The organism is Paenibacillus sp. Paensp111, from assembly GCF_059492195.1.
Window position 1 is genome coordinate 1459266 of the sequence record NZ_CP168527.1, and the last position, 15413, is coordinate 1474678.

General features: G+C 49.3%; 9 protein-coding genes. All 9 read left to right on the forward strand.

From position 1 onward, the window contains the following. Positions 1-13: 13 nt before the first annotated feature. The 9 genes from ACEN86_RS06695 (at position 14) to ACEN86_RS06735 (ending at position 15171) form a co-directional block, all read left to right on the forward strand. Positions 14-5752, forward strand: coding sequence for an amino acid adenylation domain-containing protein (locus ACEN86_RS06695; protein WP_495633538.1), 5739 nt, complete (start codon positions 14-16; stop codon positions 5750-5752). A 1-nt stretch (position 5753) separates the two neighbouring features. Then, positions 5754-6476, forward strand: coding sequence for a thioesterase II family protein (locus ACEN86_RS06700; protein ID WP_495633539.1), 723 nt, complete (start codon positions 5754-5756; stop codon positions 6474-6476). Between the two features lie 37 nt (positions 6477-6513). Beyond that, a complete protein-coding gene (locus ACEN86_RS06705; protein ID WP_495633540.1) occupies positions 6514-7464 on the forward strand; it encodes an ABC transporter ATP-binding protein in 951 nt (316 codons plus the stop codon). Next, on the forward strand, positions 7451-8284 hold the full coding sequence (locus ACEN86_RS06710; RefSeq protein ID WP_495633541.1) for an ABC transporter permease: 834 nt from the start codon (positions 7451-7453) through the stop codon (positions 8282-8284). The genes ACEN86_RS06705 and ACEN86_RS06710 overlap by 14 nt, the downstream gene beginning before the upstream one ends. A 26-nt stretch (positions 8285-8310) precedes the next feature. Next, on the forward strand, positions 8311-9207 hold the full coding sequence (locus ACEN86_RS06715) for an alpha/beta hydrolase (RefSeq protein ID WP_495633542.1): 897 nt from the start codon (positions 8311-8313) through the stop codon (positions 9205-9207). A 49-nt stretch (positions 9208-9256) separates the two neighbouring features. Then, a complete protein-coding gene (locus ACEN86_RS06720) occupies positions 9257-10843 on the forward strand; it encodes a beta-sandwich domain-containing protein (RefSeq protein ID WP_495633543.1) in 1587 nt (528 codons plus the stop codon). 251 nt (positions 10844-11094) lie between these two features. Next, a complete protein-coding gene (locus ACEN86_RS06725; RefSeq protein ID WP_495634234.1) occupies positions 11095-11937 on the forward strand; it encodes an RCC1 domain-containing protein in 843 nt (280 codons plus the stop codon). Positions 11938-12049: 112 nt separating this feature from the next. Beyond that, complete coding sequence (locus ACEN86_RS06730; RefSeq protein ID WP_495633544.1) at positions 12050-13897, forward strand: diguanylate cyclase domain-containing protein; 1848 nt, start codon at positions 12050-12052, stop codon at positions 13895-13897. Positions 13898-13902: 5 nt separating this feature from the next. Beyond that, a complete protein-coding gene (locus ACEN86_RS06735; RefSeq protein WP_495634235.1) occupies positions 13903-15171 on the forward strand; it encodes an ABC transporter substrate-binding protein in 1269 nt (422 codons plus the stop codon). Positions 15172-15413 lie beyond the last annotated feature (242 nt).

The window sequence follows — 15413 nt, forward strand, 5'->3', positions numbered from 1 at the left end:
AGAGACACTGAACATGAGTATTTATTTACCAAAAGAGGGGTCAACCCCATTTTCCTCGGAGCCCATGGCATTAAGCCGTACGATTCTATCGAATGAAGTGTATGGGATAGATTTGCCGGAACAACTCGTAAGTAGGCTCTTTGCAGTAAGCAGGGAATCGGATGCAGCTTTGTTCATGATGATGCTGGCTGGCACGATGTATCTTCAGACCAGGTATTCGGGAGAGCCTTCGGCGACCGCAGGAATACCGGAATTTACTTCTCCCGAGCAGATCCAGCGGTACAAGCAGCAGGCGATCCTGGTATCCGCAAGCTTGCAGGGAGAGGTGGCCTTCAAAGATTGGCTGCAGCTTGTCAGAGGACAGGCTGCTGAAGGGGCCGCTGCGCTGGCATTCACTCCCCAAGGCGAGACGCTGAAGCAGGCACTTGTATATATGAATACGCTGCATGGCGATAACGTAGGCGACTTCGCCTACTCCGACCTGGCATTCGGACTCTACCGTGATTCCGGCCGGCTTAAGCTGCGGATTCACTACAGTCAGGACGTATATGTGGAGCAGAGAATAGCTCAAATGGCCGAACATTGGCTGCTTTTCATGCAGCAGGCTCTACAAGAGCCGGGACGGTCCATGCGGGAATTCGATATCGTCACCGAAGACGCGAAGCTTCGTATGCTTGGGGCCTATAACGATACACGTCGGGATTTCAATGAGGAGGGGCTGCTTCATAAGTATCTGGAGCAGCAGGCCCTCCGGCATCCGGAGCGCACCGCTTTATACTACGGAGAAGAGAAGCTATCCTATGAATCTCTTAACCAAAAGGCGAACCAGTTGGCCAGACATTTGGTGGCATGCGGAGTGAAGCCTGATCAGCCTGTAGCCATTGTGACGCAGCGTTCCTTCAGGATGATCATTGGGATTATGGCAATCTTGAAAGCGGGCGGCGCCTATCTGCCGATCGACCCGGCGCATCCGAAGGAGCGTATCCGCCATCTGCTGGAAGACAGCGGTGCTGCATGGGTATTGGCGGCCCAGGATAGCCTGGAATCGATCAGCGGACTGTGCGCAGATCGAATCGTTCTCGATCTTGAAGACCCTGCGCTCTATCAAAATGATCATTCCGACTTGAATATTGAGGTGACTTCCGCCAACCTGGCTTACTTGATCTATACATCAGGATCTACAGGCAAGCCGAAAGGGGTTATGGTGGAGCATCGATCCGTTATCAATCGGCTGCAGTGGATGCAGAGACAATACCCGCTTAGCGAAGATGACGTGATTCTGCACAAGACGCCGATTACCTTCGACGTATCCGTGTGGGAGTTGTTCTGGTGGTGTATGGCTGGAGCCTCGGTCTGCCTGCTTGAACCGGGAGGGGAGAAGGACCCCGAGGAAATACTGCAGGCCATTGATGAATATCAGGTCACGACGATGCATTTCGTTCCGTCGATGCTGTCATTATTTCTGGATCATATGGAGCGAAGTGAACCCGTGCAGGCCGCCGCTTCACTTCGAAGAGTGTTCGCAAGCGGAGAAGCTCTGCAGGTTCAGCAGGTTCAGCGTTTTGAACGCCTTATACACCGCAGCTCCGGAGCAGATCTGGTTAATCTCTATGGTCCTACGGAAGCTACGGTTGATGTGTCGTACTTTGATTGCCTCAGCGCCCCTCTAACATCTACCGTGCCGATTGGACGTCCTATTGACAACATTCGCTTGTACGTCCTTGATGCGGATAACCGGCTGCAGCCTGAAGGTGTAATCGGGGAATTATGTATTTCCGGGGAAGGGGTAGCCCGTGGGTATTGGAACCAGCCGGAGCTGACCGGACAAAAGTTCGTACCGAACCCGTTTGAGCCTGGTAAGCTCATGTATCGTACAGGCGACCTGGCCTGCTGGCTGCCGGATGGCACCCTGGAATACGCAGGTCGTATCGACCATCAAGTGAAAATCAGAGGGCAGCGAATGGAATGTGGGGAGGTTGAGCATCATCTCCTGAACCACCCGGATATTCGGGAAGCGATTGTCACGGCACACCGGGATAACGCCGGGGACAGCTATCTATGTGCCTATGTCGTCAGCGATCAGGATATAACATCAGATCAAGTTCAGCTGTTCTTGTCTGATCAGCTCCCTGCATATATGATCCCTGCATTTACGGTTCGTCTGGAGCGCATCCCGCTTACACCAAATGGCAAAGCAGATCGCTCCGCTCTGCCTAAGCCGGACAAGGTTCAGCCGGCACATACAGAACATTCGATTCCTGCAGATGAGACAGAACGCACGATCGAGAGAATATGGTCATCTGAACTGGCGCTGGCTTCTTCAAGCGTAGAGGATTCCTTCTTCACGCTGGGCGGCGATTCCATCAAGGTGATCCGGTTGATTAGTCAAGTCAATCGGGAATTCCAGGTCCATGTGAAGTCGAGAGACTTCTATGCGGATCCGACGATACGCGGTTTGGCCCAGTTGGTGCGGAATGGACATGCAGCCCCTGGAGCGGAGGAGCGGCTGGCTGGAATGGCTTCTATCCAGCGTCTGCAAGCTTCGATTATCGCTGATCCTGTTCAAGCCAAAGCGCTTCCGAGAGATTGGACCGATCTATATCCATTAAGCAACATTCAGCAGAGTATGGTCTTTTACTCCAGAATGCGGCCGGACGAACCCATCTATCATGACCAATTTTGTTACCAGTTCTCCTCCCGATCCTTTGACCTGCAGCGATTTGGGCACGCGCTGGAAATGATGGTGAGCAAGCATGCCATCTTGCGGACGACCATTCATTTGTCTGCGTTCCCGGAAGCGGTGCAAATCGTGCATCAAGATATGGATCCAGAGCTTGTATATGAGGATATTTCCGCGAGCTCCAAGCAGGAGCAGGAGCGTTGTCTTCATGCTTATCTGGAGGAAGACTTGAAGCTCAAATATAAGTTTGAGAATGAGCGGCTGTGGCGTATCCATCTGTACCGCGTGGATGAATCCGATTATTGCTTGGTGATCTCATTCCATCATGCCATCCTGGACGGTTGGAGCGTTGCCTCTTTGATCGCCGAACTGGTAGATACGTATTCCCGCTTGACGGGAGGAGAAGCGGCGCTGCCGGAGCCTTTGCAGGCGAGTTACAAGGATTATGTCGCTATACAGATGAGCCGGGTCGCATCCGAGGAATCACGGGATTTTTGGAAGAACAGGCTGGCTGACTATTCACGCAACAAGCTTCCTTTCAATTTCACCTCCCGAAAAATGGGGGATGAAGCAGCCGGAAGACTCATCAGGGAACGTCTTGATTCATCCTTGCTGCAGGCGCTGGAGCTCAGGGCCAAGGAGCTGGGCTGCACGCTCATGGAAGTGTGCTTTGCCGCTCACTTATACCTGCTCAGCCTGTTATCGACAGAACAGGATATTATGACCGGCTTAGTGACGCATGACCGGCCGGATGTGATCGATAGCGAGAAGGTACTTGGATGCTTCTTGAATACAGTTCCTTTCAGAATGCAGGTTGATAAGAAGCTGGATAAGGGTGCATTTATCGCCCAAATTCACCGATTGCTAGGTGAAGCGAAGCCGCATGAAATGTTCTTGTCCGATATTGCCGCAGCGGTAGGAGAGAGCGGGCAGCGGGAGAATCCGTTCTTTGATACGCTGTTTAATTTCATCGATATGCATGTGCTTGAGAAGGTAGAAATTTCGGAGGATCGGCCTATTGGTCCAAGCAGTCAAGAGTTGAAGCTGAACGCCAATGAAATGACGAATACCTTATTCGATCTGGAAGTCTCCCGAACACTGCACCAACTGCATATTCAGCTTAAATATTCGCCGAATTATTTTCATGAGAATGAGATTCGTACAGCCTTTGAGATGTACGTAAAGATCCTGGAGAGATTTGCTGATCAGGGGGATACGATTCAGGCCGCGGACTGTCTTCTTGCCTCCCAAATCGACAAGACGGTTGTAGCTTTCAATCAGACACAAGCTGATTATCCTGAAGCCAAAACGCTGCATCAGTTGTTCACTGAGCAGGCAAAGCGCAGGCCAGACCATGTGGCGCTTCGATTCGAAGAGCAGCAGATGACTTACAGCGAGCTTGACCGGGCCTCGAATCGGATCGCGCGGCTGCTGCTGTCGAGTGGAGTCAAGTCCGGTGATCATGTGGGTCTGCTGGTGCGCCGCGGCTTCGGGATGGTCGTATCGATGCTGGGCATTCTCAAGTGCGGGGCGGCTTATGTTCCGATCGACCCTGAATTTCCGCAGAACCGGATCACTTACATTATCGAGAATGCGCACATCTCGGTCGTGCTCGCGGATCAGCCGCTTGAAGGCATCCAGCAGGTCCAGTGTATTATGCTGCAGGAGCTCGGTGAATCCGAAGAATTCTCCTCCGAAGCGATTGACATTACTCTGGACTCTTCCGAGCTCGCCTATATTATTTACACTTCGGGATCTACGGGGATGCCCAAAGGGGTCATGATTGAGCATCATGCCGCTGTGAATCTCATTCATTGGGTCAACGAGACTTTCCATGTCTCCGATCAGGACCGTCTGCTGTTTATCACTTCCATGTGCTTTGACCTGTCCGTCTATGATGTGTTCGGGATGCTTGCGGCTGGCGGACAGATTGTCATTGCGAAGAAGGAGCAGGTACAGAGTCCTGCTCAGCTCAGAAGGTTAATCGCCGAGGAGGGGATTACCTTCTGGGACTCTGTTCCGAGCACGATGAATCATCTGATCCAGCATGCGGAGCAAATGGACTCAGCGCTGCGAAGTGAGACGCTGCGGTTGGTCTTTATGAGCGGTGATTGGATTCCGGTTCAATTGCCGGAGCGGATTCGCGCTATTTTCCCAAATGCCCAAGTGATCAGCTTAGGCGGCGCCACGGAGGCGACGATATGGTCCAATTATTATCCCGTGGAGCACGTCAGCGCTTATCAAGCCAGCATTCCTTATGGCAGACCGTTAGCTAACAATTACTTCTATATGCTTGACGAGGATGGCAATCCGGTTCCGGAAGGTGTCGCGGGAGAATTGTACATTGGAGGCGTCGGAGTAGCTAGAGGTTACATGAATGATCCGCAGCGGACGGAGCGTTCCTTTGTGCCTGATCCATTCGTGCCTGATGGGACAGGGAGGATGTACAGAACCGGCGATCTGGGCCGGCTGCTGCCGGATGGGAACATGGGATTTTTGGGGAGAAAAGATTACCAGGTGAAGATTCGCGGCTATCGCGTCGAGCTCGGCGAAGTGGAGAGCCAATTGTGCAAATTGCCATCCATTCAGGAAGCCTGCGTTCTTGATTTCACGGATCAGGACGGGAACAAGTTCCTTTGCGCTTATTACGCTGCTGCGCAGGAAATTCCGGTTAGCGAGATCAAGAATCAGCTAGCGGAGGTACTTCCGGGCTACATGGTTCCAAGTATGTTCATGCAAATTCCGCAACTGCCTCTTACGCCTAACGGGAAAATCAACCGTAAAGGTCTTCCGGAACCGAAGGCGGTGTCCACGGTGAGCGAGCGAACTTATTTGCCTCCACGTCATGAACTGGATGAGAAATTACTTGCCATGTGGAAGTCGGTACTGAGTGTGGCGGATGTAGGGATTCAGGATAATTTCTTCGAGATTGGCGGGCATTCCCTGCTTGCGGTCAAGCTGGAGCTAGAGGTAGAGAAATACGCCAAAGCTCCGATGGATATGTTTGTATACAACTATCAGACAATTGAGGAGCAGGCGGATTTCCTGATTGCCAACGGGGGAGTGATCTAACGTGACCACATTCAAATTGTTCTGTTTTGCCCATGCCGGAGGATCGGCGGCCGGATACAGCAGGTGGCGCAGGCAGCTCGAGCCCTGGATTGAGCTGTGCCCTATCGAATTGAACGGACGCGGGGCGAAAGCGAATCTTCCGTTCTATGACAGTATCCACGAAGCTGTCACGGATCTATTCGAGCAGCTTCGGCAGCAGGCAGGCGATCATCCCTACGCTCTGCTCGGTCACAGCATGGGAACCCTGCTCGTGTATGAAATGTGTCTGCATATTCGCAAAATGGGGTTTCGTGACCCGGCCGCTGTATTCTTCTCCGGCCGGATTGCGCCTCATTTGAACGAAGGCGGTGAGGAACTGCACCAGCTTCCGGATGAGGCATTCACGGCGCAGATTAGACAGATGGGGCTCAGCAGCCCGGAATTATTTGATCATCCGGAACTGCTGAATTTCTTCCTTCCCATAGTTAGGTCGGATTACCGGCTCATTGAAACCTATGCATTTGCCGGTAATGAGCCGCCGCTGAACACTGAATTTTTTGTGTGGACAGGAAGAGAGGACCCTTGGACAAGAGAGAGCATCCATGAATGGAGCCCGCTCACGGCTAAGAGTTGTCAGTATCAAGAATTCGAAGGCGGTCACTTTTTTGTATATGAACAGACCCGAGAAATTATCGCTGCGCTCCATGATAGCTTAGGGCGTGTTAGAAACGGGATCGTAGTGTAACAAGCGTGTTTTTCGTTTGCAGACGAAGGAGGGGCCGATGAATAAGGTCTACGAAATCCAGAACGTTCGGAAGGTTTATAAGAAAGGGAAAAAAGTCGCCAATGAAGATATCACCTTTGATGTTCACGAAGGGGAGATTCTGGCGATACTCGGGCCCAATGGTGCAGGGAAATCGACTCTGATGAAACAGATGGTTGCACAATCGAAGCCGACTTCCGGCCATATTACCTTGTATGGGCGGGATGTCATTCGATATTCGAGTGAAGTTGCACAGCGAGTCGGTTATTATGCACAGGAAACCTGGCCGCTTGCCAACTTGACCGTGCAGGAGGCTATCTTCATTACAGCCAGACTAAGAGGAATCAACGGGATCGAGGCGGACCGCTTAACCAGACTGTGGATCGACAAATTCGATCTGCATAGTATTTCGGATAAAATGATCAAACGTATCTCGGGCGGCCAAAGAAGGCTTGCGGGACTTGCCGCGGTCATGGCCGGAGACCCTCCAGTCCTTATTCTGGATGAGCCGACGAATGAGCTCGATCCTGTGAAACGCAAGCTGGTATGGGATATGGTTCGCGAGAAAAACAGGGAACAAGGTACGACGGTGCTGCTGGTCACCCATAATGTGCTGGAAGCTGAGCAGGTAGTTGACCGTGTGGCAATTATTGACCACGGGAAATTGCAGGTCATCGATTCGATTACCAACCTGAAGAACCGGGTGGACCCGCGGCTAAAGGTAGAGTTCACTCTGCTTAGCGGTTACAGAGAACAGGCGGAACAGCTGTTAAGCCAGTGGGGGACAGTGGATACACTGAGCGAGAACCGGGTGCAAATGCTCGTGCAGCGAGATGAAGTCAGTCGTCTGGTGTCTAACATTACTGCGCATCTGGATCAGCTCTCCTGCGAAGCTTACAAAATTGTACCGCCCAGTCTGGAAGACGTATATATCAAGCTGGGAGGGGGAAATCGCGATGAGCATCAATAGTGAAGCCGCTATAGAGCCGCATGTGACTGCCGCAGCTGTAACAGCGCCTATGCCGCGGCCGGCAGCACGTAAAGGAATTCGGTCTTCATGTGCAGAGCTGTATTATCTGCTTAGAATTCAGTACGCCGAAGTTCGGGAGACCTGGATTTGGGTGATTGTCATGGCATCACTGTTCCCATTCTCGACCCTCTTGTTCATGAAATTTTTCCTCGAGTCCCCATCACCAGATGTGATGATGCGGATTGTCAGCGGAAATATTATATTTCCAATTATTATCATGAGTATAAATGGGCTGGGTAATCACATATCTTGGAGCAAGCAGCAGGGCCACTTTACCTTCTATGCCTCGCTGCCGATTTCCAAAATCAATTTTTTGCTGGCATTTATCATTCGCGGATTGCTGATGACACTGCCCTCTGTGATCATTATGACGGTTGTCGGACATTTCGTGTTTCATGTGGATATTCACTTGAATCTAGGACTCATTCCGATCGTACTGCTTGCGATCACGGGATCGGCGGGCTTTGGAACGCTCATCGGATTTCTTTCGCCGAATCAGGATATGACGACGATGATCACCAATTTGCTGATGGTATTTCTGAATTTTCTCACCCCTGTCATGATTGATATCCATCAGCTTCCTTCTGCACTGCAAGTTGTTTCTTATTTCTTTCCAACGACCTATGCTGCTGACGGTCTTAAGCAGCTGCTTCAGGGAATCTGGTCCACCTCTGTCACGATTGACATGTTGGCCTTGCTGGCATTTACCTGTCTGTCCGTATGGATTGTAGTCAAAAAAATGGATTGGAGACTCGAATAGCAGGCTAATGAATAGGAGGAAATTTTATGAAATTCATCTCAGCTTCCATATTGTCCATTGCGGTGCTGGTCGGTTGTACGGAAAATGCGGAGCAAGCCGCGCCCCCCGCAGCAACTCAAGCCGTCTCTAAAGCGGCGGTCTCTTCTACAATCATCGACACAGTAACCTTCTCAAGCCGCGCCTTACAACAGGAGATGAACGCGCAGATCTATTTACCGCCGGGATACAAAACGTCAGAACGCTATCCGGTTCTGTATATGCTGTATGGCTACGGAGGCAATGAAAGCTCATGGTTCTCTTATCTGGGCTTGAACAATGCAGCAGACCAACTGATTCAGGCAGGCACAATAAAGCCGGTGATCATTGTGAGTCCGGCTTATGGCAACAGCTTTGGCGTTAACACGAAGCCAGGGCAAGGGATCAACCCGGGCGGCGTGGATGAAGGCATGTACGAGGATTACTTGACGAAGGACCTCATTCATTATGTAGACCAGCATTATAGTACGGTTCCTTCAAAAAAAGGACGCTTTATCGGCGGAGCTTCAATGGGCGGCTACGCAGCGCTGTACTTGGCGTTTGGCCATCCGGATCTGTACAGTAAGGTCGGCGGGCACAGCGCCGCATTGTGGGACTACAGTCCGGCAGATCAGTTCACCGATCAGCGGGATTGGCTGTATGCTAACGAAAAGCTCAGACAGCAGAGGGATCCTCTCTTGCTTGCCGAAAGCAAGAAGTTGGCCGGGCTTAAGGTGTATTTGGATGCCGGTGAATCCGACCAGCTAACCGAAGAGGATCAAGCCTTGTACAGGATTCTCAAGTCCCGTAAGGTATCTGCCGAGTGGCATTCAAGTCCAGGGGGCCACGAGCTCAATTACTGGAAGAGCCAGCTGGACAATTATCTAAAGTTTTACGTCGGCAGCTAGAGAGTAAGTTAAATATTCCTGAATAATAACATGAAGTGGAGGCTGCCTAATGATCGCTTTGGATGTGGAAATTGTTCGGCAAGGTGTAAATTGTCTAGATGATGTGATTGCGACGGTGTGCAGCTGGCATAATCGCCGCTATGAGCTGATGTATGCACGCTCGTTAAACTTTCAATTCGAATCAGAGCCCGCTGACAAAGAGTACGGCGAACGAATTTTGGCTGAATATAGCAATGATTATTTACATTTACTCGAGAAGTATCATGGGTTTCACTGTGAAATTCATTTGAATCAGCCCATAAGTGAGGGGATTAGGATGATTACCGAGCAGCTCCAAGCCGGTAATCCACTGCTTATTTTACTCGATTGCTTTTGGATTCCTTGGGTTGATAAATTTCAGATCATGCATGACTTTGGTCATACCATGGTCGGTGTCGGCTTCGATACGGAAACCAATGAATTATTCGTGACAGATCCATTTTTCGAAAAGAAATCGGCTCGTATTTCATATGAGCAGCTAGAACATGGATATTACGGGTGTGTAACGGTTACACCGAGTAATAACCACCTTGCTACTTATGAAGAAATTTTGAAGGAGCTCAGCATGACTTTAGAGGAGTGGCTGCAAACGGGGGAAACTTCGCAGGCTATCGCCGCTTTTGCCCGTGAGACAGGCTCTGTTCCTTTTCAACCTGATGCCGAAGCGGAAGCCATTCTGTCTTCATCGCCCTTATTCATGAATCTGGGGAGAGTCTCGAGCGCAAGAAATAACTATGGCAAATTACTGAGTTATTTGCATGAATGCTATGGAGATGAGAGATTTGAAAAGGTGGAAGAGGAGTTAAAGGCTCTCTCATTCCAGTGGTCCTCCGTTCGAGGCTTTTTGATGAAGATGGCGATGGTCGACGATGCCTCCATGCATACTTACTTAAAGGAAAATACGGTCAAAAAACTGACCGATATTGCTAGTAAAGAATTAGAAGTTATGGAGCGGCTTATAACGTTGTATAGTATGCAGCCAGATCAAGCTAGTCTATTAGAAGCGGAAGCTTACAGCGCCGCGACTTTGGAGCTGGAAGAGGATACTATTGCGGTGAACCATCATGTGGATTTGAGCCGTTATCTCAACCATAGAGGATTCGGCAGTGAAGAGCATCCAGCCGACTTTGATTCGAGCGGGTATTATTTCCCTTCGTCATTGATCCCGCTGGAGACCACTCTTCACTTGGACGACATGTCTTTTAACATGAATGTAGCCCGTGGGCATAACGAATATGATAACATTTCCTGTTATGGTCAAGAAGTAGAACTGGAAGGGGAGAAAGCGGACTTCCTAACAATTCTTGGTTGTAGTGAAATGGGTAATTTTCTGGACCAGCTTACAGTGAAGTATCAAGATGGCTCGAAGGACACGCTGGTTTTCGGCTTTAGCGATTGGTGGAACTTTCATGCGGTCAATAACGAGCGAGTGGCCTGGAATGAACAGGTTGCCCACAACGAGCAGGGATGGATTAACCATAAAGTGCATCTATATGCCGCGAAGCTGAGGCTGAAGTCCGGCCGCCCGCTGGAGTCCCTGGTGCTTCCGATGATGCCCAATATTCATATATTTGCGATCTCTGTAGGAAGCCATTAGGACATATTACTAGCAGAGCGATTAACAAATGATCTAAGACCCGGATACCATGATGGAATGGTGTCCGGGTCTTATTTAATAACTATATGAAAAATGCCCGTTATATTGTGTGAGCAGAAGTAGATACGGTCATAAAGAAATTTGCTATAATAATTATAGTAAAATGGGTATGCGCTTACATAGGAATCCGCTTGATTTGAGGTAACCTACATTTCACGGAAGGAAGCGGTGTTGTGTTGGAGACGGAACGAATGCGTAACGATACCCTATCTGCCGGTCGTCGTCATTCCGTAGGTCTTAAAGGTGACGGTACGGTAACGGCAGTGGGTGATAATAGATACGGTCAATGCCAAGTAAGCGATTGGTGCCATATTGTTGCGGTTGCTGCTGGTAATGTTCATATGGCGACGAACACGGGTAATGCTCATACCGTTGGCCTTAAATCTGACGGTACGGTGGTGGCTGCGGGCTGGAACAGGCATAACCAATGCGATGTGGGTGACTGGCAAGATATTGTGGCTATTGCAGCAGGTTGGTGCCGTACCATCGGGGTTAAATCGGATGGCACGGTGGTGGCTGCGGGGCGAAATCATGAAGGGGAATGTGATGTAAGCGGCTGGCTGGATATTGCAGCTGTATCGGCGGGTGACTGGCATACAGTCGGTCTAAAATTAGACGGATCCGTAAGAGCAGTCGGGAACAATAAGTACCGCCAATGCATGGTAAGCGACTGGAGTGACATGACAGCTGTATCGGCGGGTTATCTACATACTGTTGGACTTAAAATGGATGGCAGGGTAACGGCTGCGGGCTCGAATAAGCATGACCAATGCGAGGTAAGCGATTGGCAAGATATTGTTGCAGTTGCAGCGGGTAGTTATCATACCGTGGGTCTTAAATCGGATGGTACGGTAGTAGCTGCGGGGATGAATAAGCATGGTCAATGCGATGTAAGCAGTTGGCATAACATTAGAGCTATTGCAGCGGGATGTGCCCATACTCTCGGACTTAAATCTGATGGTACGGTGGTAGCTGTAGGTGAGAATGATTATGGACAATGTGATGTAAGCGGATGGAGCAGCATCCTAAGTTAAGAATTAACATAGCGATAACATAAAAAAAATGTCGGTACGGTCGATAAAGGAAGTAACATGTTAAATTCGGTTTGTAATTTCACACGTTCATATATACGGGGGCATTGACAATATGCTAGGTTCAAAACTTCGTCTGCAAGCCAGACTTCCACTTGCTATACTGCTGCTGTTATTTAGCTTGCTAGGCGATTTCCTCTCCATGCCTATGCTATATGGAATGAGGTTCCACTTCTCAACCCTGTTTCTTATCTTGGCATTTATACTGATCGGAAGTCCGGCGGCGATCATTATGGCATTCATTACTGCCTGCAGTAATTATATATGGCTTCAAATGTCCGTATGGGATAGCCTAATCGTCTTCGCCGAAATCTTATTTTTGGCTTTGGTTTGCAGGATCCGTAAAGGTTCTGTATTCCTGTACGATCTGCTCTTCTGGTTCATAACCAGTGTTTTCTTGCTCATCTCAACACTGTATATGAACCTGTTCCCTTCACTTACACAGCTGCTGCTACTCCTTGCCAAATCAAGCGTGAATGGCTCCTCGAACGCTCTAATGGCGGAGGTGCTGACAACCTATCTACCTTTTATACGTCGTTTGAACATGAAGAAGCTGACCCGGAAAATATCTCTTCAGCAGATTCTCGTTCATCTATCTATCAGCGGCCTGATTCTTCCTTTTGTCTGCTTCATGATTATGACGGGAATCTCACAGAATCACGTTATTAATCAGCGTGCCCTGCAGCTGACCCAATCTGCGGCAACCAGTATCCAGGAGCAGATCAACAGCTGGAGCGAAGCGGACTATCGTGCACTGAAGCTGCGGGATGTTATCCAGCTGGGTCAAATGCAAAGGGTTGTTAACAATGCGGCTTCGGGAGGGACTCAAATCCTTATATCCAATGCGGCGGGTGAAGTACTGGCAAGCTCTTTGCATACGTCTTCTACCTCTTCATCGGGTGGTCTGCCTGAAGGCAGACTCTATCAATACAATTCCAACCTGTATTTATCACTGCCGGAAGGCCGACATTTTACAGAGCTGTCTGCATGGAGCGGCGGGGTATATTGGTATCGGATGGTTCTACATTCAAGTGTAGACTACAACATTAATATTAGTGTTCCGGCATCCCACTTTCTAAATGAGGTATACGGAATTTATGCGATAGAGTTTGGGCTGGTCATAGCGTTTATTTTGCTCGTTCTAATGGTTGTATACGGGCTCAGTAAGCTAATTGTCCAAATTCTGGTTAAACTCACGCAAGAAACGACAGGTCTGCCGGATAAAATAGCAGCTGATTTCGAAATGTCCAGAACCGAAAGTCATATTGTTGAGTTCGACAAGCTGAATTTGAACTTCCAGCAGATGGCTATCAGGCTTAAGGAAATGTTCACCGAAGCAACACGTATGAACCGGGTACTCACCGAGCAGGCGGAGCAGATCAGACAGTCTGAACAGGAATTCCAGCAGCTTGCCTTTACCGATGCCTTGACTAGAATTCCAAATCGACTTTATTTCCATAAGCAGCTTAAGCAGTTAATAGAGGAACGAACAGCAGCTGTTACAGTCATGTTCATGGACTTGAATAAATTCAAGTATATTAATGACACCTACGGACATGAGATAGGTGACAGGATGCTGCAGCATGCTGCCGGTTTATTGACCACTGCGGCAGGCACCGGTAGTGTATTCCGCCTTGGGGGAGACGAATTCGTGGTCGTTCTCCCGACAGCTGACCGAGCCCCTGTGATACAGACCGCAGAGCAGATTCTGGAGCTGTTCAAGACACCGCTGCAGATTGAGGGTCTTACGCTTCAGCCTCGAACAAGCATCGGTATTGCGTGCTACCCTAAGGACACGGTCAATCCGGACGAATTGTTAAAGCTTGCGGATCAGGCGATGTACCTGGCCAAACAGTCGGGTTCCCCGGTTGTCTGGTACAGCAATGAACAAGGAGATGCTTAAGTGTGATGAGACTCTGGAAGCTGACCATTATAATAATGCTCTTGATAACGACGGCATGCAGCAGTTATGTGACAGAGATGACACCAATCTCGCCCGGCACGGAAGCCATGAAGGAGGCTCAGCCTGATGCTGGGGCGAAGAATGAACTAGTAGTATGGAGCTTCTATGATACAGCGGAGACAGATCGGCTATTTATGCTCCTTCATCCTCAAATCAAGGTAAAAACCGTTCGTTTTAAATACGAAGAAATCGCAAATGCCTTTATCAAGGCCTATGGCACTCCTGAGTCGCCTGATGTGGTCTTTCTTGACAGTTCCATGACGGGTCAGCTGAATGGTCTGGATATTCTGAGCAACCTTAGGGAGCAGGGGGAACAGATCAAGGCGATTGAAAAGAAATTGCCGGTCGATATGCTTCCTCAGTATTCGAACGTGAAGCTGAACAAACTAATTACGCTGCCTATTGCCTTGCCGACTGCTTTCACCTATTATCGTTCTGATCTGCTTGAAGAGAATGGGTTCCCTGCAGATCCTGATAAACTGACTGAGTTTCTGAGCACCCCGCAGAATTGGATTGATATGGCCAAAAAGCTTAAGAATAAAGGGATCTACCTGTTCCAGCATTATACCGATCCTATTGATGTGGCGGCGATGTCCTCGAGTATTCTGAATCGCAATATGGAGTTCGCTTGGGACAGTAAGGTCTTTCAGGATGCAATCTATGTAGCTCGTGAGATTCGCCGAAATGGCCTAGCTCTTCGGAGCTCCATTTGGGATCCATCTGGTGAGCAGGCGCTACGCGATGGACAGCTTGCCATGTTATACGGAGGTCCTTGGATAACGGATTCGTTAAAAAGCTGGGCACCGGAGCAGGCTGGTTCATGGCGGGTATCTCAGCTGCCGCTTCATTTATATGGCTATCGGGATGGGGCGATGATTGGGGTTGCCAAAGACAGCCCGCATATATCGGAAGCTTGGAAGTACGTGCAAAATGTTGTATCGTTCACGAAGCCGGATGAAGGTTCAGGGCAGGTTAGTTACCTGGGTGGACAAGATACGTCGGCTATGGCTGTAAGTTATGCAGAGCATAATAAGGGGATATACCCGACACCGCTGGATGCGGAGTTGAAGGCTCTATGGGACAAAAATATTCCTGGGATTATTGAATCCGATCAGCCGATCGCCGATCAGCTTGCACTGCTAAAGGAGCAAATGGAGCAGGTTACAAAAGAGGAAAGATCCATTATCAAGGAGGCCATTCAATCGGAAGATTAGGCGTGACCTTTGCAAGATGGGGAATGATCTATAGACCTATGATCTATATGGGCAACCTTTGATTCGGTACTGATTACCGGAGAAAGGTTGCTTTTTTGCGTTTGTGTGCCCAAGCAGAAAACAATAAATTATATTTATCGATTAGCTTATAAAGTACACTCTTAAAGTAATATATACTAGTTATTAGTTGTTTTTACCTAAAATCAAGCGGGATTCATTGTTTGAATAGAGATGAAGACCTA